Origin of the sequence: Paraburkholderia nodosa (assembly GCF_001718195.1) — a bacterium.
Lineage (GTDB): Bacteria > Pseudomonadota > Gammaproteobacteria > Burkholderiales > Burkholderiaceae > Paraburkholderia > Paraburkholderia nodosa_A.
In genome coordinates this window covers 270056-288723 of record NZ_MCNV01000004.1, presented here as the reverse complement: position 1 = coordinate 288723, position 18668 = coordinate 270056, and the positions used below count along the sequence as shown (strand labels likewise).

Below are 18668 nucleotides of genomic sequence, written 5' to 3'. Positions count from 1 at the left end.
GCAAGCGTCGGCGGGGCGAGCGCTTGCGTTCGTCTGCATACCCAGGGGGTTTTCCGCCGCTTGAATGTCATCAGCCGCGTAGTACGATGAGATCATCAAAGAACAGAATTAGAGGTCCCTCCATGGACACGACCGCACGGCACGCGACGGCCATCGCATTGCTTGCAACGGGCTGCGCAATATCGGCAGCGTCTCACGCCTATAACAAGGAGGAAGACGCCGCGGCGCAGGACCGCGAAGTCCAGGCAGCCTATGACAGGGGTTACAAGGCAGCCAGGGAGGAGATGGCGCAGGCGGCGGCTCCCGCTGCGGCGCCCGCGAAGAAGGCCGCCGGCGCGGCGGCGCAGAAACCTATCCTCGACATCAAGCATACGTATAGCGACGCGGGCGAGGTCTCGACGGTCATGACCGTACCGGTCGTGGTCAAGCCGCTCGCGGATGGGCAAGGCGCGCAAAGCGAACACAGCGCGGGAGAGACTCAAGAGGCGCAAGACGTCCAGGACTCCACCGCCGCGGCTCCGGCCGCAGCGGCGGCGCCGGCGCCCGAGCAGACGAACGCACGCGCCACCGTCGCGCACGCAGCCAACGCAGCGCCGGCTGCGGCCGCCCGGCAACCGCAGCCGCAAGCGCACGCCTACGCGCAGGCGAGTGCGAACCATCGCCCCGTTGCGGCCACGCCGCCCGCGCAGGACGACGTCGCGCCGCCGGAGTCGCTGGCGAGCGACGAAACCGTCGACGAACCGGAGCCGCCGCGCTCTGCGCAGATCTACTCGACGCAAGGCCAGGGTTACGCCCAGCCCTACTACCAACCGGCGCAGCCACGGGTCCAGCAACAAGTCCCGCCGCAGGCCCAGCAATACGCGCCGCCGCCCCAGCCGTATGGCTATGCCCAGCAGCCGGCGTATGCGCAGCAGCGGCCGGCCTACGCGCAGCCGCCCGCCTACGCGCAGCAGCAACCGGTATATGCGCAGCAATACGCCCAGCAGCAATACCCGCAGCAGCAGCCCGTGTACGCTCAACCCCGGCCCGCTTATTACCCGCCACCCGCACCGTGGGGCGCGCAGTACCAGCAACCGCCGGCACGCTGGGTGTACTGGTCGCCGCAGTATGGGCGCTGGATGTATTACTGAGCGCCGGCTACCAGCGCGCGTCGTTCATCTGGCAGGCGAGCAGGCAACCCAGGGCGGAGATCGTACCGACCGAGCCGAGACCAAAACCCAGGGCAATATTTTCCGCGGTCGTCGCGCAGCCCTGCAGCATCAGCGTCGAGCTGAGCAGCACGGGGAGCAGGAACTGACCCAGAATGCGCGAACAGGTTGGGCGTCGTTGTGACATGGGGCGAGGGTCCGGGAGGATTTTTTTGCGGAAGTTGAGGTTGTCAGCTTACTGACTCGCCTCATTCGCATTCCCGGGAGCAACGTGTCACAACGGCTATGCCTTACCAATTACCTCGCGGCGGTAAGGAAGCGGGTGGCGGGGGATGTTCGGCCCGCGCGTTAGAACCCATGCCTGGCGCTGATCGCCGCCCCCGTGTCATGCGAGCGCGACAGCGGAAGATGCGCATCGGCGGAGAGATCCCAGTCGCCGACCGTGACGAGCGGCGGCGTTTGCGGATGGAGCGCCTGGTTGGGGATCCCGTTGCCGTCAACCTGGGCTCCGGGCGTGCGCGCCCCGTTGCCTGCCGCATCGACCGCGCCGCCGGTCTCATCCGGAGTGCCAGGCGTTGCAGCGGTGGTCTTCGCCAGATGCGCGTCGTACTGCCGTTCAAACGGCGACTGGTACTCGAAGCGCTTCGCAATGGCGGGCAAAGAGACGGATGGCGCCGCCGGCGCCGGTGCGGCCGCAACGGCGTGTTTCGGGGCGTGGCCGCTCGCGTCCTTCTGGACGTGCTTTTGGACGTGCTTCTGGACAGGCTTCTGGGTGTGCGCCGACTTGGCGGGTTCGGCCGCCGAGACGCTGGCAAGCGCCAGCAGAGAGACACCCAAAAGCCATCCCTGGATCGGATGCTTCATGGAACGAAATCTGCGTCTGGAAACTGGTGCCGCATCGAATAGCTGCGCAGCACTTGCCCCTGGAGTCTAGATCAATCGCAAGTACGACCAATCGGGGTCTTCCCTCGTCTTTCGTCCATATTTTCGGGCAGACCACGCAACGCCTCGTCATCCTGCATGCTCCTGCCGCCGCCAAGCCAGCGGCAGGAGCGGCGTTTTCCAATCAGAACGCGACTGTCGTACGCACGCCGAACACCGCCTCGTCGCCAATACGTCGCGACGCGTTCTGCGGGTCCGGAATACCGCCGGCCGGGCGGAAGAAGTACTGAAAATCCGCCTGCAATTGCCACCATGGCGCGATCTGATACTGGTAAGTCGCTTCCAGAACTGTCTCCGCGCTGCGCGACGGGTAGCCGGGCGTCGAGACCGCCTGGGCGCTCGCGTAGTCCTGCGCATGCGAGCCGATGTGCGCGTAGCCAACGGCCAGGCCGGCCACGTCGTTGTCGCGTCCCTTGAACGGCGCCTTGAGCGTCACGCCCGCGTTGATCCCGAGGTCCACCAGGTTGCGGTCGCCGGGCGCGCCCATCACGCGCGCGAACACGCCCACCGACTGCGGACTATCGGCGCTCGGACGCCACACCATCTGGTCCGCCACGGCATAAATGCTGTAGTTGCCACGATGGCTGACCGGGCCGCCCACGCCCGTCGCGCCCGTTGCCGGATCGGCGAAGCGGTTGCTGTTGTACCAGAAGCCAAGCTTGTAGGTACCGGGCATGCCACCTGGTTTGGGATCCGAATTATTGGCGGGTGGCTGATTGATTGCGTATTGAATTTCGCCGATCACCAGCGCGCCATTGCCCAGGTTGAAATTCGTGCCGCTCGCGTTGAGCTTTTGCGGGTCGCCATCGCCCGGCGCCGGGTTGCCGTCGAATACGCCGCCGAGCACGGTGATCGCGTCCGTAGGCGTAGCACGCACGCGCACGCCGAGCGACGAAAGCGGATACGCAGGGCCGCCCGCTGGCAGATCGACGGACGGCACCACCGACCAGCCGAACGTCGCGTTCATGAACGTATTCGCATACTGGCTGACCATGAACTCCTGGTCGAGGCTTTGCTGACCGACCTTCACGTCGACCTTGCCGCCGGGCAACGTCTGCTGGTACCACAATTCCCACAGGCGGGTCGAGGCATCGGCCTCGATGCCGCTCGCGTTCTGCAGCGTTTGCAGATTGCGCGAAGTCAGGCTCGTGCCGTGAATCTGGAAGCCGGACACATTGAAGATGCCGCCAGGCAAACCGAACGCCTTCTGCGTGTCCATGCCGAGGCTGAACTCAGTCACACCTTGATAGGCGCCGCCGCGACTCGTTCCGCCGCTCACGTTACCCATGTACTCGCTGGTTTCCTGCAGGCCGAACGACAAGCCGTACTGGGCGAACCAAGGCCGCAAGCCGCCCATGTCGCCGAAGAGATTCGAGCGTTCCCAAAGGCCCGTGGGCGCGGCAGCGTTCTGATCGGCAGCGGGCGCTTGTTGCTGATCCGCTGCACCCGATGACGAAGCAGCTGCAGGCGGAGCCGGTTGAGCGGACGCATTATCGCTGCTGGTCTGCGCAAAGGCGGCGGGCACGACGCCCAGCGAGAGAACCGCGCTCAGTGTAATAGGTGCGCCAGAACCGAGCAGCCTGCTCTTGAGGACGTTTTTCATAGTATTTGTGGGGCTGTAGTAAGTTGCGGACGAGGCCGCTATTCAACGCAGAGCGTGCCTGCGAAGCTTGATGAAACTGTGTCCGGCGCGCAGGTTTTCTACGCGAAGCCCGAATGCCGCCATAAAGGACGCTCCGGCTCGGAGGTGCAGGCGCAAGCGGACGCGCACAGCAGCGAAACCAGTGCGGCTGCGGCTACGGTCGCGCCGAGAAGCACGTAACCCGTGGGCGTGAGCGGATGCCCCGCGTGAACGGTGCGCAGCGCGCCGCGCGCCGCCACATGCGCGACGCGGCGTGCGAGGTGCAGCGAACGGCGGCGCACGCCGGCGGGCGTGGCGCGAACCGCAGCCGCGAAAGCGAAGCCGTGCAGGCAGGCGAGCGCCGCTGCGGCCATCAGCGCCCGTGCGCGACGGCAGACAGCCCGCAACGCGCGCAGCTGAAAAACAGGAAAGAGAAAGACGAACATCATCCCCCCGCGTTGACCGCTTCAAAAGCGGACAAAATGCGAAAGCGCAGCCATTCCTGCAAGCAAGCTTGCAAATGGCAATCGACAAGAGGGAGCGTGCTGCTGGCAGACTGGTCGCGAAGGCGACTGAGACCAGTCAGTAACGAAGCGCGCTAACCCGGCGTAAGCGAGTTAGCGGCGAAGGAGTGAACCTGCGGCGACTATCTCGCGGTGGTGCTGCCGGCGCTGGCCGGCATCGGACTTCCACTACTAGAACATGCGTCCACGGAGGACTCCTTTGCTATGACGGGGCGGATTGTATTGGGCACGCAGGCCAAAAAGCAAGTAAAAAAAGCATAAACACGAGGCCGGCCAGCAACAGCCCCGCAGACTCCCATTTCTTTCAATCGCGTTGCTTCAACCTTCAGAATCGAATCTCTGCTCTGCTTGGCATTGGCGCGACCTCGCGAGCGCTTGCGCCCGCGTCTGCGGGCTTCGCACTCGCCCATACACGCCAGACGTCCGGAGAAACATCATGATTTTCGGTCTGCTTTTGTCGCATCTGCCTCACGTCAACGAGGCGCGCGCGCACTACGAAGCGCTGCTGTCGCTCGAACCCGTCCGCCGTCACCCCTGGAAGAATCTGTGGCGCCGCATCAAGTCCCGGCTTTCCTAAGTTCTGCCAAACTCCGGTCACGAAGTTTCGCCATCGTTAAAAGAGCGAAGCGCTCCCTGATCGTGGCCGTGAGTTGAATATTCCCTTTCGCGCGCTTTTCGTTTCGCCATGAATCGGCTGTTGTACGCGTATGCCGAGTCCTGTCTTCGCCTTGATTGAGTATCAATCTCATGCAAAACCTCAAAACGATCGCTCCCGACATGCCGCAGACGCGGCCCCGCATCGGCCAGGACGTGATGTGCGTCCAGCATGTGTGCCGCGGCTTCGGCAAGAACCCGAGCGAGCAATTGGTGCTCGACGACGTGGACGTCACGCTGCGTGAAGGCGAGATCGTCGGCTTGCTGGGCCGCTCGGGCTCCGGCAAGTCCACGCTGCTGCGCATCATCGCGGGCCTGATTCCGCCTACCAGCGGCGACGTGAACTACCTCGGCAAACCGCTGCGCGGTCCGGCCGAAGGCGTCGCGATGGTGTTCCAGACCTTCGCGCTGTTCCCGTGGCTCACGGTGCTGGAAAACGTCGAGGCCGGACTGGAGGCGATCGGCGTCGGCCCGCACGAGCGGCGCAAGCGCGCGCTCGCGGCGATCGACCTGATCGGTCTGGACGGCTTCGAAAACGCTTATCCGCGCGAGCTGTCGGGCGGCATGCGCCAGCGTGTGGGCTTTGCACGCGCGCTCGTGGTCGATCCCACACTGATGCTGATGGACGAGCCCTTCTCCGCGCTCGACGTGCTCACTGCCGAAACGCTGCGCACCGACCTGCTCGACCTGTGGACGCAAGGCCGCCTGCCGATCAAGTCGGTGCTGATCGTCACACACAACATCGAGGAAGCGGTATTCATGTGCGACCGCATTCTCGTGTTGTCGTCGAACCCCGGCCGCGTGGTGGCCGAAATTCCGGTGGCGTTCAAGCACCCGCGCAATCGCCTCGACCCGGCGTTCCGCGCGCTCGTCGACGAGATCTACGCGAAAATGACCGCGCGCCAGCCGGGCGGCCCGGCGAAACCCGAACTCGAACCGGGCAGCTGGCTGCCGGGCATGTCGGTGAACCTGATGGCGGGCCTGATCGAAACATTGGCCGCCGCGCCTTACAACGGCCGCGCAGACATGCCGGAAATCGCGCGAGCGCTGCAACTGGAGGTCGACGAGCTCTTCCCGGTCGCGGAAATGCTGCAGTATCTCGGCTTTGCGGAGGTCAGCGAAGGCGACGTGGTTCTCACGCACGCGGGCAAGACCTTCAACGAATTCAGTACGCAGGAGCGCAAGCTGATGTTCGCCGAACATTTGCTGCGCAACGTGCCGCTGGCCGCGCGGATCAACACGGTGCTCAACGAGCGCCCTGGACATCGCGCCCCGCGCGTGCGCTTCGAGCAGGAACTGGAGGATCTGCTTGCCGACGACGCCGCAGAGGAAACGCTCGACACCGTGATTGCCTGGGGCCGCTACGCCGAAATCTTTTCGTATAACGACAAGACCGGAATCTTCAGCCTGGCCGACGTGGAAGCCTGACATCTAAAGCTCCCACGGTTTCCCGGCGGCCTCGCACGGCTGATCCGATGATTGTAAACAGTGGTAATATCCGGGACACGCAAAAATCGTCAGAGGGCTGACGGTGACAGGCCGGTCACCGCTGCTCCGTTTTGCCGTTCCTGTCGAATTCCTTGCACTGCTCACAACTAAGGCGTCAGCGATTGCCCATGCGCAATACGCGCGCGACGGCCCGTCACGCGGCGGGCGACCCGGGAAACCATGAAAGTCCGTAACGCCCGCCTCTGGGCGCCAAGAGGCCCGCGCCGGTGGTGCATTGCCGCTGGCGCGCTCGTGCTCGCGAGCGCCATCCGCTTCGCACTCCATCCCCTGCTCGGCCCGATGATGCCGGGCACGACGTTCTGTATTGCCGCTTCGCTGGTCGAATACTTCCTCGGCCTCGCGCCTGCGCTGACCGTGATGGTGCTGGGTCTCGCCATTGCGGACTATATGTTCGTGCCTCCCTACAATTACATTACATTCCTCGACACCCGCGATGTGATCCTGATGGTGTCCTATCCGCTCGTCACGATCATCGTGATTACGCTGATCGAGCGTCTGCGGCGCGAGCAGTTTCGCGCGCAGTTGATCACCTCCGTCGCGCAGTCCCGCTACGAAATGCTGCTGCGCCACGACAACGAGCGCGCGCTGGCGCGCCGCGCCGTCGACGAAACGCATCGCCTGCTGCGGCATCTCGCGCAGCATCATGAAGGCTTCATCCTCATCAAGGGGCTCGAGCGCAATGCCGCCCAGCGCGCGAGCGTGGGACAGAGCATGTCGCAAGCGCTACCGGCCGCCGCCGAAGTCGCGCCCGGTCCGCTCTTCGACGCGCTGCATCCCGACGACGTGCAGCGCCTCACGCACGCACTGTCGCCGGGCCATCATCGCGTGCGTCTGCGCAACGAGCAGCCCAGGCGCGAGTACCGGCACGTCAATTGCAACTGCGAACGCTTCACCACTCACGCAGGCGATTTTCTCGTGCTGCGCACGGAGAGCTGACATGGCGACGCTCGACTTGGAGCTGGCCGCTGCCGAAGCGCCAGCCGTGCAATCCACGCGCTTTTTCTGCGAAGGCGACGGCCACGCCGTGCTCATGCTTCATGGACTCTCCAGCTCGCCGATCGAGCTGCGCTACCTTGCGCGCTATCTGCAGGGCGAAGGGTTCACGGTATGCGCCCCCGTCATCGACGGTTATAGCGCCGGCACCGACCAGCTGCCGATGGAACAATGGGTCGAAAACGCCGCGCGCGAGTTCGACGCCCTGGCGGCGCGCTACGAGCGCGTCTCGATCTGCGGGCTGTCGATCGGCGGCGCGCTTGCGCTGCGTCTGATTCGCAAGCGCCCCGCAGCCCAGTCGCTGGTCCTGCTCTCGCTCACGCTCGCCTACGACGGCTGGGCAATCCCGTGGTATCGCTTCCTGCTCGACTGGGCATACTTCACGCCGCTGCGCCACCGCTACCGCTATCGCGAGGCCGAACCGTTCGGCGTGCGTAACGAAGCGCTGCGCAAGAAAATCGCGCGCGCCATGCAGCGCAGCGACTTCAGCGAGGTCGGCCCCTCGACGATCGCGCTGCCCGCACTGCATCAGGCGCTGCGCCTCGCGCGCGCGGCGCGCAAGGATGTCCCCGCGATCGAGAACGACACGCTCGTGATCCACGCGATCGACGACGAAACGTCGAGCCCGCGCAATCCGCGCCACGTGATCGATCGCATCGGCTCGAACTTCCTGCGCACGCTGTGGCTCGACGATTCGTATCACATGATCACCTCGGACAACGAACGCGAGATCGTTGCGCGCGAAACGGCCCTGTTCCTGCGCGAGAGCGAAGTCGCGCGCGGCGCGAAAGACGCGCCGGTCGTCTCCAAGGCGCTCGCCCGGCGTCTGCGCCAACTGGCGGCAGTGGGAAGGAAAAACACGTGAAGCAATCCGTAGCAACGAAAGGGCTGGCGTGCGTCGCCGCGCTGACCCTGGCCTCGCACGCGTGGGCCGATACCGATACGTCCAGTACCGCAACAACCGACTCGCCGTGGAAAATCTCGATCGGTCCGGGCGCCTATTTCGCGCCCGAGTATCCGGGCGCGCGCCACATGAAGTTCTATCCGTTCCCATCGCTCGATATCTCGTACCGCGACCGCTTCTTCTCGCAGGGGCCGGACGTGCTGGGCGTGAACGTGATTTCCGCGGAGAACTACCATGTGGGCGCTTCGCTGAGCTTCGACTTCCAGTCGCGCACCGTGTCGGACGACCCGCATCTGCACGGCTTGAGCAATGTCGATGACGGCCCCAAGCTGCGCCTCTTCGCCGATTACACGGCGTGGGCGTTCACGGGCGCGGTTGCGATGTACCAGGACATCAGCGGCCACGGGCAAGGTACGACGGCAACGGCGGACCTCTATGTGTCGCTGCCGCTAACGGGTTGGCTGTTCTCCGTGGGACCGGGGCTCACGTGGGCCAACGGCGTCTACACGCGCACGCTGTTCGGTGTGACGCCGGATGAGAGTGCGGCATCCGGCTTGCCGGCCTATTCGCCGGGCGCGGGCATTCGCGATCTGCACATGACGTTCTACATGACGCACGACTTCTCGAAGCACTGGGTCGGTTCGGTGAACGCGACGTTCGGACGCCTTCAACATTACGCCGCCGACAGCCCGATCACCGAGAGCCGCCGCGAGATCACGGCGTTCGCGGGGCTCAACTACCGGTTCTAAACACGTGCGCCGGTGCGCGCCGCGTCAGAACCGCTCGGCGCGGAAGGGCCGTGGGTCCACCACCGTCGGCGCGCCCGTCATCATTTCCGCGATCAGGCGCCCCGTGACCGGGCCGAGCGTGAGGCCGTGGTGCGCGTGGCCGAACGCGAACCAGAGGTCGTCGTGCTTCGGCGCGGGCCCGATGATCGGCATCATGTCGGGCGTGCAGGGGCGGCGGCCCAGCCACGGCTCGGCATCGAGCCGCGCGCCGAGCGGGAAGATATCGCGCGCGAGCGGCTCCACGGCTTCGAGTTGAACCGGCGTCCTGGGCGAATCGCGAAAGCCGAGTTCGACGCCGGTCGTGAGGCGCGTGCCGCGCACCATGGGCGTGATCAGGAAACCCGCTTCGGCGTCGAGCACCGGCTGGTTCAGCTTCGCGCCGTTCGTGAGCGCGTAATGCATGTGATAGCCGCGTTTCACGGCGAGCGGCAACGCGTAGCCCAGCCGCGCCGTGAGATCGCCCGACCACGGCCCCATGGCGATGACCGCCGACTTCGCCAGCACGGGGCCATCATGTGTCATCACACGCCACGACGGTTCGAGCGTCGCGGCGTCGCCAATCATCACGCGGCCGCCTAGCTGTTCGAATAGCTTCGCGTAGGCCGTCACCACTCCATTCGGATCGCTAACCGAATCGGAATCGGTGTAGCGCACGCCGCCCACCAGCGTGTGGCTGAGCGCGGGCTCGGCGGCGCGCAGCGCAGCGTTATCCAGCGCCTCGTGGCCCACGCCGTACTCGCGCTGCCAGCGCTGTGCTTCGGCCACCGTGGCGTCCATGGCCGCCGCGCTGCGAAACACCTTCATCCAGCCGTTGGTGCGCAACAGCGCCTGTGCGCCCGCCGCTTCGATCAGCGCGCGATGCTCGATCACGCAATGCTCGATGAGCGTGGCATACGCGCGCGCGATCTCGGCGTGCCGGTCGGCGCGCGAATGGTGCCAGTAGCGATAGAGAAACGGCAGCAACTTCGGCATCGCCCCCGGGTGATAGCGCACGTCCGTCGAGCGGTTGCGCGCGTAGCGCAGCAGCGTGGAAAGCTCGCGCGGAAATGCATAGGGGTAGACGCCCTCGCGCTGGATCAATCCCGCGTTGCCGTGCGATGTTTCATTGCCCGGCGCCCTGCGGTCCACGAGCGCGACCGAGAGGCCGCGCCGCTGCAATTGCAATGCCACCGAGACGCCGACGATACCGCCGCCAAGCACGACCGAATCGAAATTCATCACGTAAAGTTCCTGGCTCGAAGGCACTCAGGCGAGTGCGGTGACGGCCACTTCGACATCGAGGCCCGGTCGCATCAGCAAGGCCTGCACGCAGGCGCGCGTGGGCGCGTGCCCTTGCGCAACCCAGGCGTCCCATACGGCATTGAATGCGTCGAAATGCTTCGGGTCGCTCAGCCACACGTTCGCGGTCAGCACGCGCGTTTTGTCCACGCCCGCCGATGCGAGCAGCTTGTCGATACGCGTGAGGATTTCGGTTGCCTGAACGTCGATCGGCGCGCCTGCGGTATCGGGCACCTGGCCCGAGAGATACACCACGCCATTGGCGATCACCACCTGGCTCATGCGTGCGTTGGTTTGCAGTCTTTGGATGTCGTTGCTCATGTTCATACCGCCGAAAGACCGGCAGCGTCGCTACCGGCCGGGTTGTAAACGGGAGGCGCCGTGACAATGGACGTCAGTGCCGGATTGGCTCGCGTCAGGCGCGCGAGATCGGGACGCGGGCGACGCAGATGAGGATACGCTGAAAACGCCGTCTCCAGCGCCTGCGAGACCGCGAGCGCCTTCATGTCGCCGCGGAACGGGCCCACGATCTGGAGTCCGAACGGCATGCCCGCATGATCGACGCCGCACGGCAGGATCGCGAAAAAGTTGTAGACCGTGAAGTCGTAGTACTCGAGCGCCGTGCCCAGCGTTGTCGCAGCAATGACCTGGCCCTTCGAAAGACCCGTTTTTCCCAGTGCGATTGAGGCCACGACGCTGCTCCTTCAAAGGGGAGTCGAGTTGCGAGTTATCATATACGAGAAAAAATTATTTCTCGTATACGACAAAACCCGTAACCGGGAACCGTCCCTTCCATGGCAAAGAGCGCAGCACGAAATCACGCAACTGAGCACGCAACCGGGAAAGCAACCGGACAGGCGGCAACAGAAATCGACCACGCGGCCGTCGGCACGCGTCTGCGCGAGGCGCGCAAGGCGCGCGACTTGACGTTGATGCAGCTATCGGAGTTGTCGGGTATCGCCGTCTCGACGATTTCGAAGGCCGAGCGCGGCGACATTGCGCTCACCTATGACAAGTTCGCGGCGCTCGCGCACGCGCTGAACGTGGACTTCGACACGATTTTCGGGCGCAGGAAGCGCAAGGCGGCCGGCCCGATGAAGCCGTCGCTCACGCGCGCGGGCAAGCAGATGATCTACGACACGCCGAACTACGAGTACGGCATGATCGCCAACGACCTCACCGGCAAGCGCATGGTGCCGATGCGCGGACGCATCCACGCCCGCACGATGGACGCGTTTCCCGATTACATCCGTCACAGCGGCGAGGAGTTTCTGTTCCTGCTGCGCGGTGAGCTGGAACTGCATTTTGAAAACGGCACCGTCTTCAGGCTGTCGCCCGGCGACAGCCTCTACTTCGACAGCGCCGTGGGGCACGTGTATCTCAGCACGGGTGCCGGGGATGCCGAAGTGCTAGTCTGTTGCGTCGACAACGACTCACACCGGCTGCCCGAAACGCTCTGAGCGAGCACTCGCAAGTGTGACGCCGCCGCGTTTGAACGGCGGCGTCACATTGCTCAGCGGCCGAGCATCGGCAGCTTGAGACCCGCCTCGCGCGCGGTCTGCTGCGCGAGTTCGTAGCCGGCATCTGCGTGACGCATCACGCCCGTGGCCGGATCGTTGAGCAGCACGCGGCCCAGACGCTCGTGCGCCGCCTGCGTGCCGTCCGCCACGATCACCACCCCCGAGTGCTGCGAAAAGCCCATGCCGACGCCGCCGCCGTGGTGCAGCGAGACCCACGACGCACCGCCCGCCGTGTTCAGCAGCGCATTGAGCAGCGGCCAGTCGCTCACCGCGTCCGAGCCGTCCTTCATCGATTCCGTTTCGCGGTTCGGGCTCGCCACCGAGCCGGTGTCGAGGTGGTCGCGGCCGATGACGACCGGCGCCTTCAGCTCGCCGTTCTTGACCATTTCGTTGAACGCCTGGCCGAGACGATAGCGATCCTTCACGCCCACCCAGCAGATACGCGCCGGCAGGCCCTGGAACGCGATGCGCTCGCGCGCCATGTCGAGCCAGTTGTGCAGGTGCGGATCGTCGGGGATCAGCTCCTTGACCTTGGCGTCCGTCTTGTAGATGTCCTCAGGATCGCCCGAAAGCGCCACCCAGCGGAAGGGGCCCTTGCCCTCGCAGAACAGCGGACGGATATATGCCGGCACGAAGCCCGGGAAATCGAACGCGTTGTCCACGCCCATTTCGAGTGCCATCTGGCGGATGTTGTTGCCGTAGTCGAGCGTGGCCGCGCCGCGCTCCTGCAGCGTAAGCATCGCGCGCACCTGGTGGGCCATCGATTCCTTCGCGACCTTCACGATGCTTTCCGGCGCGACCTTCTGCGCTTCACGCCACTGCTCCACGGTCCAGCCCTGCGGCAGGTAACCGTTGATCGGGTCGTGCGCGCTCGTCTGGTCGGTCACGCAGTCGGGCGTGATGCCGCGCTTCACGAACTCGGCGAAGACATCGGCGGCATTGCCGAGCAGGCCCACCGAAACCGGCTTGCCCGTGCGCTTCGCTTCCTCGATGATGGCCAGCGCCTCGTCGATGGTCTTGGCCTTGCGGTCCACGTAGCGCGTCTTCAGGCGGAAGTCGATGCGCGTCTCGTCGCATTCCACCGCGATCATCGAGAAGCCCGCCATCGTCGCCGCGAGCGGCTGCGCGCCGCCCATGCCGCCGAGGCCGCCCGTGAGAATCCAGCGGCCCTTCGGGTCGCCGTTGAAGTGCTGGTTCGCGACCGAATAGAACGTCTCGTAGGTGCCCTGCACGATGCCCTGCGAGCCGATATAGATCCAGCTGCCCGCGGTCATCTGGCCGTACATCATCAGGCCCTTGCGGTCCAGTTCATGGAAATGCTCCCACGTGGCCCAGTGCGGCACGAGGTTCGAGTTCGCGAGCAGCACGCGCGGGGCGTCGGCATGGGTGCGGAACACGCCCACGGGCTTGCCTGACTGGATCAGCAGCGTCTCGTCCTCGTTCAGGTCCTTGAGCGACGCGAGGATCTGGTCGAAACACTCCCAGTTGCGCGCAGCGCGGCCGATGCCGCCGTACACCACGAGCGCATGCGGATGCTCGGCGACTTCGGGGTCCAGATTATTCTGGAGCATCCGGTAGGCGGCTTCCGCCAGCCAGGTCTTGCAGACCTTCTCGCTGCCGCGCGGCGCGCGGATCGTGCGGGTCGGGTCGAGGCGCGGGTCGGTGAAGTTCGGTTGGTTCATAACGTCTTCGTCTCGGATGTTATTCAGGATGACTGCTTTTTATTTGGCTTCTAGCGCTTATTGCTCGGACTCGAATGCCAGCGGGCTGTGCCTGGCGATCGCACCGTTCTGCACGAGCTTCGTCATCGCTTCGATATCCGGCGCGAAATAGCGGTCGAGGTCGTAATGCGGCACCTCGGCGCGCACCGACTGCATCACGTGCGCGAGCGCCGGGCTCGTGTGATGCGGCGCGCGCAGGTCCACGCCCTGGGCCGCGGCGAGCAGTTCGATCGCGAGGATGTTGGCCGTGTTGTCGGCGATGTCGGCGAGCTTGCGCGCGGCGAACGTCGCCATCGACACGTGGTCTTCCTGGTTTGCCGAGGTCGGCAGCGAATCGACCGAAGCGGGATGCGCGAGCGTCTTGTTTTCCGACGCCAGTGCGGCCGCCGTGACGTGCGCGATCATGAAGCCCGAATTCACCCCGCCGTCCTTCACGAGGAAAGGCGGCAGGCCCGAGAGCGTGGCGTCGATGAGCAGCGCGATGCGGCGCTCGGCCAGCGCGCCGATTTCGGCGGCGGCCAGCGCGAGATTGTCGGCGGCGAAGGCCACCGGTTCCGCGTGGAAGTTGCCGCCCGAGAGCACTTCGTTCGTTTCCGGGAAGATCAGCGGATTGTCCGACACCGCGTTCGCTTCGATGAGCAGCACTTGCGCCGCGTGACGCATCTGGTCGAGACATGCGCCCATCACCTGCGGCTGGCAGCGCAGCGAGTACGGGTCCTGGACCTTGCCGCAGTCGCGGTGCGAGAGGTTGATCGCCGAGCCTTCGAGCAGCGTGCGATAAGCCGCGGCCGCCTCGATCTGGCCGCGATGGCCGCGCAGTTCGTGAATGCGCGCGTCGAACGGCTTCACCGAACCTGCCGCCGCGTCCACGCAGAGCGCGCCCGAGACGAGCGCCGTGCGGTACAGGTCCTCGATCGCGAACATGTTGTAGATCGCGAGCGCGGCCGAAGCCTGCGTGCCGTTGAGCAGCGCGAGACCTTCCTTGGCCTGCAGCGCGAGCGGCTTGAGGCCGACGAGACGCAGGCCCTCGACCGCGCTCATGCGCTCGCCCTTCGCGAACACGTCGCCGACACCCAGCAGCACGCAGGACATATGTGCGAGCGGCGCGAGGTCGCCTGAAGCGCCCACGGAACCCTTCACCGGGATCACGGGCAGCACGTCGGCATTGAACAGCGTGATGAGCGTGTCCATCACTTCGCGGCGAATGCCCGAATGGCCGCGGCCCAGGCTCGACAGCTTCAGCGCCATCAAGAGGCGCACGACCGGACGCGACATCGGCTCGCCCACGCCCACGGCGTGCGAGAGCACCAGGTTGCGCTGCAGGAGTTCGAGCTGCTCACGCGGAATATGCGTACTCGCCAGACGCCCGAAGCCCGTATTGATGCCGTAGGCGGGCTCGCCCTTCGCCGTGATCTCGGCAACGGCACGCGCGCCTGCGTCGATGGCCGCGAAGCTGGCCGGATCGAGTTCGAGCTTCACGCCGCCGTTTTCATCGGCACGCGCGATCTGGCGCAGTTGGGACAGGGTCAGATTGCCGGGAGTGAGTTTGAGGTTCATTGCGGTGTCAAAGTTGTCTGGACAAGGTGGAATCAGATTACCGAAACGAGCTTGTCTATACAAGTTCAATCCGCTCCACGTATACCCGAATTCCGGCTTTCTGACGCCTGAATTACGCCGTCTTTCGATTGCAGCACAGTGAAATCCCCAGGTGATAACACCGATTGCCGGTCTCTTCGCCACATCGATAATTGTATAGACAACTTGCCGGGCCGGACCTCCAGTCCATGACCGGGCACACGCCAACCATTCCTATCGGAGACTTCATGAAGAAACTTGCCTTCTGTGTCGCCCTCGCCCTTGCCGCCGGTGGCGCGTATGCGAAAGACTGGTCCACGATCCGCTTCGGCACCGACGCGAGCTACGCGCCGTTCGAGTCGAAGGCGACCGATGGCAAGCTGGTCGGTTTCGACATCGACCTCGGCAACGAAATCTGCCGGCGCCTGAACGCCAGGTGCGTGTGGGTCGAGGAGGATTTCGACGGCATGATCCCAGGCCTCAAGGCCAGGAAGTTCGACGGCGCGCTCTCCGCGCTCACGATCACCCCCCAGCGCGAGCAGCAGATCGCCTTCTCGGCCAAGCTCTTCAACACGCCGACGCGCCTCGTCGCGAAGCAGGGCTCGCCGCTGCAGCCGACCATCGCTTCGCTGCAAGGCAAGACGGTGGGTGTCGAGCAGGGCTCGATTCAGGAGACCTACGCGAAGCAGAACTGGGCGCCCAAGGGCGTCAACGTGATTCCCTACCAGAACCAGGACCAGGTCTATCTGGATCTGCAGTCGGGGCGCCTCGACGCCGCGCTGCAAGACGAAGTGCAGGCCAATCTCGGCTTCCTGAAGACGCCGCGCGGCGCGGGCTTTGCGTTCGCGGGCACGGAAATCCCCACAGGCGCCGCCGCGATTGGCCTGCGCAAGGAAGATGCCGACCTCAAGGCGAAGATCGACAAGACGATCGCCGACATGATCAAGGACGGCACGTACAAGAAGATCGAGTCGAAGTATTTCGACTTCGACGTGTACGGCGGTTAAGCGCCGCCGTCTTCATCTGCAACAACCAGGGGGAGCGCTGCTGCCCTGAACAAGGACATCCTTCCATGGTCTTTCAAGGCTTCGGCCCGCTGCTCCTTGCGGGCACGTGGGAAACCATCAAGCTCGCGGTGCTCTCGCTCGGCGCCGCGTTTCTGCTCGGGCTTGCGGGCGCTGCCGCGAAGCTCTCGCCCAACCGCATGCTTGCGCGCATCGGCACGGCATATACCACGCTGATTCGCGCGGTGCCCGATCTCGTGCTCATGCTGCTGCTGTTCTACAGCATCCAGATCTGGCTCAACGACGTAACCGACATGATGGGCATGGACCAGATCGACATCGACCCGTTCGTGGCTGGCGTCATCACGCTCGGCTTCATTTACGGCGCGTATTTCACGGAGACCTTCCGCGGCGCGTTTCTCGCCGTGCCGCGCGGGCAGATCGAAGCCGGTTTCGCCTACGGCATGAGTTCCACGCGCGTGTTCACGCGCATCCTGTTCCCGCAGATGATGCGTTTCGCGCTGCCGGGTATCGGCAACAACTGGCAGGTGCTCGTGAAGGCCACGGCGCTCGTCTCGATCATCGGTCTCGCCGATGTGGTGAAGGCCGCTCAGGACGCGGGCAAGGCCACCCAGGCGTTCTTCTTCTTCACGCTCGTGACCGGCGCGATTTATCTCGCCATCACGACGGTTTCCAACCTGGCATTGCACCGCCTCGAAAAGCGCTATTCGACCGGTGTGCGGAGGGCAGCGCTGTGATCGAACTGCTTCGTCAATACTGGCCCAACTATCTGTACAGCGACGGCTTCAACACGAGCGGCCTCGCCATCACGCTCTGGCTGCTGGTCGTCTCGATCGTGGCGGGCTTCCTGCTTGCCGTGCCGCTCGCCATTGCACGCGCGTCGCGCAACCGGTGGCTTTCGCGGCCGGTCTGGGTCTATACGTACGTGTTCCGCGGCACACCGCTCTATGTGCAGCTACTGCTCTTCTACACCGGCCTCTACAGCCTGCACTTCGTGCAGGCGAATCCGGTTCTTGGCGACTTCTTTCGCAGTGCCATGAATTGCACGCTGCTGGCCTTTGCCTTGAACGAGTGCGCTTACGCCACCGAGATTTTCGCGGGCGCGATTCGCGAGACCGCGTATGGCGAGATCGAAGCGGCCCAGGCGTACGGCATGTCGAAGACCAAGATCTACACGCGCATCATCCTGCCTTCGGCATTTCGACGCGCGCTGCCTTCGTACAGCAACGAGGTGATCCTCATGCTGCACGCGACGACGCTGGCGTTCACCGCGACCGTGCCCGACATCCTGAAAGTGGCGCGCGATGCGAATTCCGCCACCTATATGACGTTCCAGGCGTACGGCATCGCGGCGGCGCTCTATGCGTCCATCGTCTTCGCCCTGATCTGGGGTTTCCGCCGCCTCGAAACACGTGTGCTGGCCTATTTGAAGCCGCAAGGCCATTAAGAATTTCAGTCCCGATGGAGTGAACCGAGTATGTACAAGCTGATAGTCGACGACCTGCACAAGAAGTTCGGCGAGAACGAGGTTTTGAAGGGCGTATCGCTCAAGGCAAAGGCTGGCGACGTGATCAGCCTGATCGGATCGAGCGGTTCGGGAAAGAGCACGTTCCTGCGTTGCATTAACTTTCTCGAATCGCCCTGCTCGGGACGCATCACGCTCAACGGCGAGGAGATCCGCACGAGCGCCGACCGTGGCGGCGCGCTGCGCGTGAGCGATCCGAAGCAGCTTCAAAAAATGCGTACGCGCCTTTCGATGGTCTTTCAGCACTTCAATCTCTGGGCGCACATGACTGTGCTCGAGAACATCATCGAGGCGCCGGTCAGCGTGCTTGGCCTCTCCCGCAGCGAGGCCGAGGCCCGCGCGCGCAAGTACCTCGACAAGGTGGGGCTGGCCGCGGGTGTCGAGCACAAGTACCCCTCGCACCTTTCCGGCGGCCAGCAGCAACGCGTGGCGATCGCCCGCGCGCTGGCGATGGAGCCCGAAGTGATGCTGTTCGACGAGCCCACCTCCGCGCTCGACCCCGAACTCGTGGGCGAAGTGCTCAAGGTCATGCAGAAGCTCGCGGAGGAAGGCCGCACCATGATCGTCGTCACGCACGAAATGGGCTTCGCGCGCAACGTGTCGAATCACGTCGTGTTTCTGCACAAGGGTAAGATCGAAGAGCAAGGCGACCCCAAGGAAGTGCTCAATGCGCCGCGCAGCGAGCGGCTCCAGCAGTTCCTCGCGGGACGGTTGAAGTAAGGTCGTGGCGGGCAGTCGTTTCACGGCCCGCCAACGCACCTCGGGGGCATGCGCAACGATGCGCGGGCATCGACGTGCAGCCCCGGTTACACGCCTTGTGTGCGCCAGACCACATTGGCGCAAGCGCCCGGCGCTATAGTGAAAACGTCAACGGGAGCGACGTCCAACGCCCGCCTCCACGCCTCGCGTCGGGCTATCCGCCGGACGAGCGCGCCGCTCCA

General features: G+C 64.6%; 19 protein-coding genes and 1 pseudogene. 11 read left to right on the top strand and 9 right to left on the bottom strand.

Annotated elements, in window-relative coordinates; translation table 11 throughout:
- The first annotated feature begins 122 nt into the window (after positions 1-122).
- A complete protein-coding gene (locus BFD71_RS10575) occupies positions 123-1130 on the top strand; it encodes a hypothetical protein (protein ID WP_069263242.1) in 1008 nt (335 codons plus the stop codon).
- A 7-nt stretch (positions 1131-1137) separates the two neighbouring features.
- Here the strand turns inward: BFD71_RS10575 and BFD71_RS40410 are convergent, their stop codons facing one another.
- The 4 genes from BFD71_RS40410 to BFD71_RS10560 form a co-directional block, all read right to left on the bottom strand.
- On the bottom strand, positions 1138-1335 hold the full coding sequence (locus BFD71_RS40410; protein WP_141710627.1) for a hypothetical protein: 198 nt from the start codon (positions 1333-1335) through the stop codon (positions 1138-1140).
- A 161-nt stretch (positions 1336-1496) separates the two neighbouring features.
- On the bottom strand, positions 1497-2012 hold the full coding sequence (locus tag BFD71_RS10570; RefSeq protein ID WP_069263240.1) for a hypothetical protein: 516 nt from the start codon (positions 2010-2012) through the stop codon (positions 1497-1499).
- A 202-nt stretch (positions 2013-2214) separates the two neighbouring features.
- Positions 2215-3693, bottom strand: coding sequence for a carbohydrate porin (locus BFD71_RS10565; protein WP_069263238.1), 1479 nt, complete (start codon positions 3691-3693; stop codon positions 2215-2217).
- A gap of 98 nt (positions 3694-3791) precedes the next feature.
- Complete coding sequence (locus BFD71_RS10560) at positions 3792-4160, bottom strand: hypothetical protein (protein ID WP_069263236.1); 369 nt, start codon at positions 4158-4160, stop codon at positions 3792-3794.
- 511 nt (positions 4161-4671) lie between these two features.
- Between BFD71_RS10560 and BFD71_RS41385 the strand changes: the two genes are divergently transcribed.
- The 5 genes from BFD71_RS41385 (at position 4672) to BFD71_RS10540 (ending at position 9044) form a co-directional block, all read left to right on the top strand.
- Positions 4672-4812 carry a hypothetical protein gene (locus BFD71_RS41385; protein WP_176732856.1) on the top strand — a complete coding sequence of 47 codons (141 nt, stop codon included), beginning with the start codon at positions 4672-4674 and terminating at the stop codon, positions 4810-4812.
- A gap of 170 nt (positions 4813-4982) precedes the next feature.
- Positions 4983-6317: an ABC transporter ATP-binding protein gene (locus tag BFD71_RS10555; protein WP_069263234.1), complete on the top strand. Its 1335-nt coding sequence runs from the start codon at positions 4983-4985 to the stop codon at positions 6315-6317.
- Positions 6318-6557: 240 nt separating this feature from the next.
- Positions 6558-7334 carry a DUF4118 domain-containing protein gene (locus BFD71_RS10550; RefSeq protein WP_069263232.1) on the top strand — a complete coding sequence of 259 codons (777 nt, stop codon included), beginning with the start codon at positions 6558-6560 and terminating at the stop codon, positions 7332-7334.
- Positions 7335-7428: 94 nt separating this feature from the next.
- The gene (locus BFD71_RS10545; protein WP_256094613.1) at positions 7429-8256 is read left to right on the top strand and encodes an alpha/beta hydrolase; all 828 of its coding nucleotides are present in this window, start codon (positions 7429-7431) and stop codon (positions 8254-8256) included.
- Positions 8253-9044, top strand: a complete 792-nt coding sequence (locus BFD71_RS10540) for a MipA/OmpV family protein (RefSeq protein WP_069263230.1) — start codon at positions 8253-8255, stop codon at positions 9042-9044. Before BFD71_RS10545 ends, BFD71_RS10540 begins: the two co-directional genes overlap by 4 nt.
- A gap of 24 nt (positions 9045-9068) precedes the next feature.
- On the opposite strand, the gene BFD71_RS10535 is transcribed toward BFD71_RS10540, so the two are convergent.
- The 3 genes and pseudogenes from BFD71_RS10535 to BFD71_RS10525 all read right to left on the bottom strand — a co-directional run.
- Entirely contained in the window at positions 9069-10301 is a 1233-nt protein-coding gene (locus tag BFD71_RS10535; RefSeq protein ID WP_069263229.1) for an NAD(P)/FAD-dependent oxidoreductase, read from the bottom strand.
- 27 nt (positions 10302-10328) lie between these two features.
- Positions 10329-10682, bottom strand: a complete 354-nt coding sequence (locus BFD71_RS10530; RefSeq protein WP_069263227.1) for a RidA family protein — start codon at positions 10680-10682, stop codon at positions 10329-10331.
- 2 nt (positions 10683-10684) lie between these two features.
- Positions 10685-10936 (bottom strand): annotated as a pseudogene (locus BFD71_RS10525) (amidase); the annotation flags it as partial.
- Between the two features lie 219 nt (positions 10937-11155).
- Here BFD71_RS10525 and BFD71_RS10520 point away from each other — a divergent pair.
- Positions 11156-11821, top strand: a complete 666-nt coding sequence (locus tag BFD71_RS10520; RefSeq protein WP_083245171.1) for a helix-turn-helix domain-containing protein — start codon at positions 11156-11158, stop codon at positions 11819-11821.
- Between the two features lie 53 nt (positions 11822-11874).
- Here BFD71_RS10520 and hutU read toward each other — a convergent pair whose 3' ends face one another.
- The gene (hutU, locus tag BFD71_RS10515) at positions 11875-13563 is read right to left on the bottom strand and encodes a urocanate hydratase (RefSeq protein WP_069263223.1); all 1689 of its coding nucleotides are present in this window, start codon (positions 13561-13563) and stop codon (positions 11875-11877) included.
- Positions 13564-13620: 57 nt separating this feature from the next.
- Entirely contained in the window at positions 13621-15159 is a 1539-nt protein-coding gene (gene hutH, locus BFD71_RS10510) for a histidine ammonia-lyase (RefSeq protein WP_069263221.1), read from the bottom strand.
- A gap of 266 nt (positions 15160-15425) precedes the next feature.
- Here hutH and BFD71_RS10505 point away from each other — a divergent pair, with 266 nt between their 5' ends.
- The 4 genes from BFD71_RS10505 (at position 15426) to BFD71_RS10490 (ending at position 18447) form a co-directional block, all read left to right on the top strand.
- A complete protein-coding gene (locus BFD71_RS10505; protein ID WP_069263218.1) occupies positions 15426-16184 on the top strand; it encodes an ABC transporter substrate-binding protein in 759 nt (252 codons plus the stop codon).
- Positions 16185-16249: 65 nt separating this feature from the next.
- Positions 16250-16939 (top strand): ABC transporter permease, encoded by a 690-nt coding sequence (locus tag BFD71_RS10500; protein WP_069263215.1) that lies wholly within the window; start codon positions 16250-16252, stop codon positions 16937-16939.
- Entirely contained in the window at positions 16936-17649 is a 714-nt protein-coding gene (locus BFD71_RS10495) for an ABC transporter permease (RefSeq protein WP_069263212.1), read from the top strand. The genes BFD71_RS10500 and BFD71_RS10495 overlap by 4 nt, the downstream gene beginning before the upstream one ends.
- Before the next feature lie 30 nt (positions 17650-17679).
- Positions 17680-18447, top strand: coding sequence for an ABC transporter ATP-binding protein (locus tag BFD71_RS10490; RefSeq protein ID WP_069263211.1), 768 nt, complete (start codon positions 17680-17682; stop codon positions 18445-18447).
- Positions 18448-18668 lie beyond the last annotated feature (221 nt).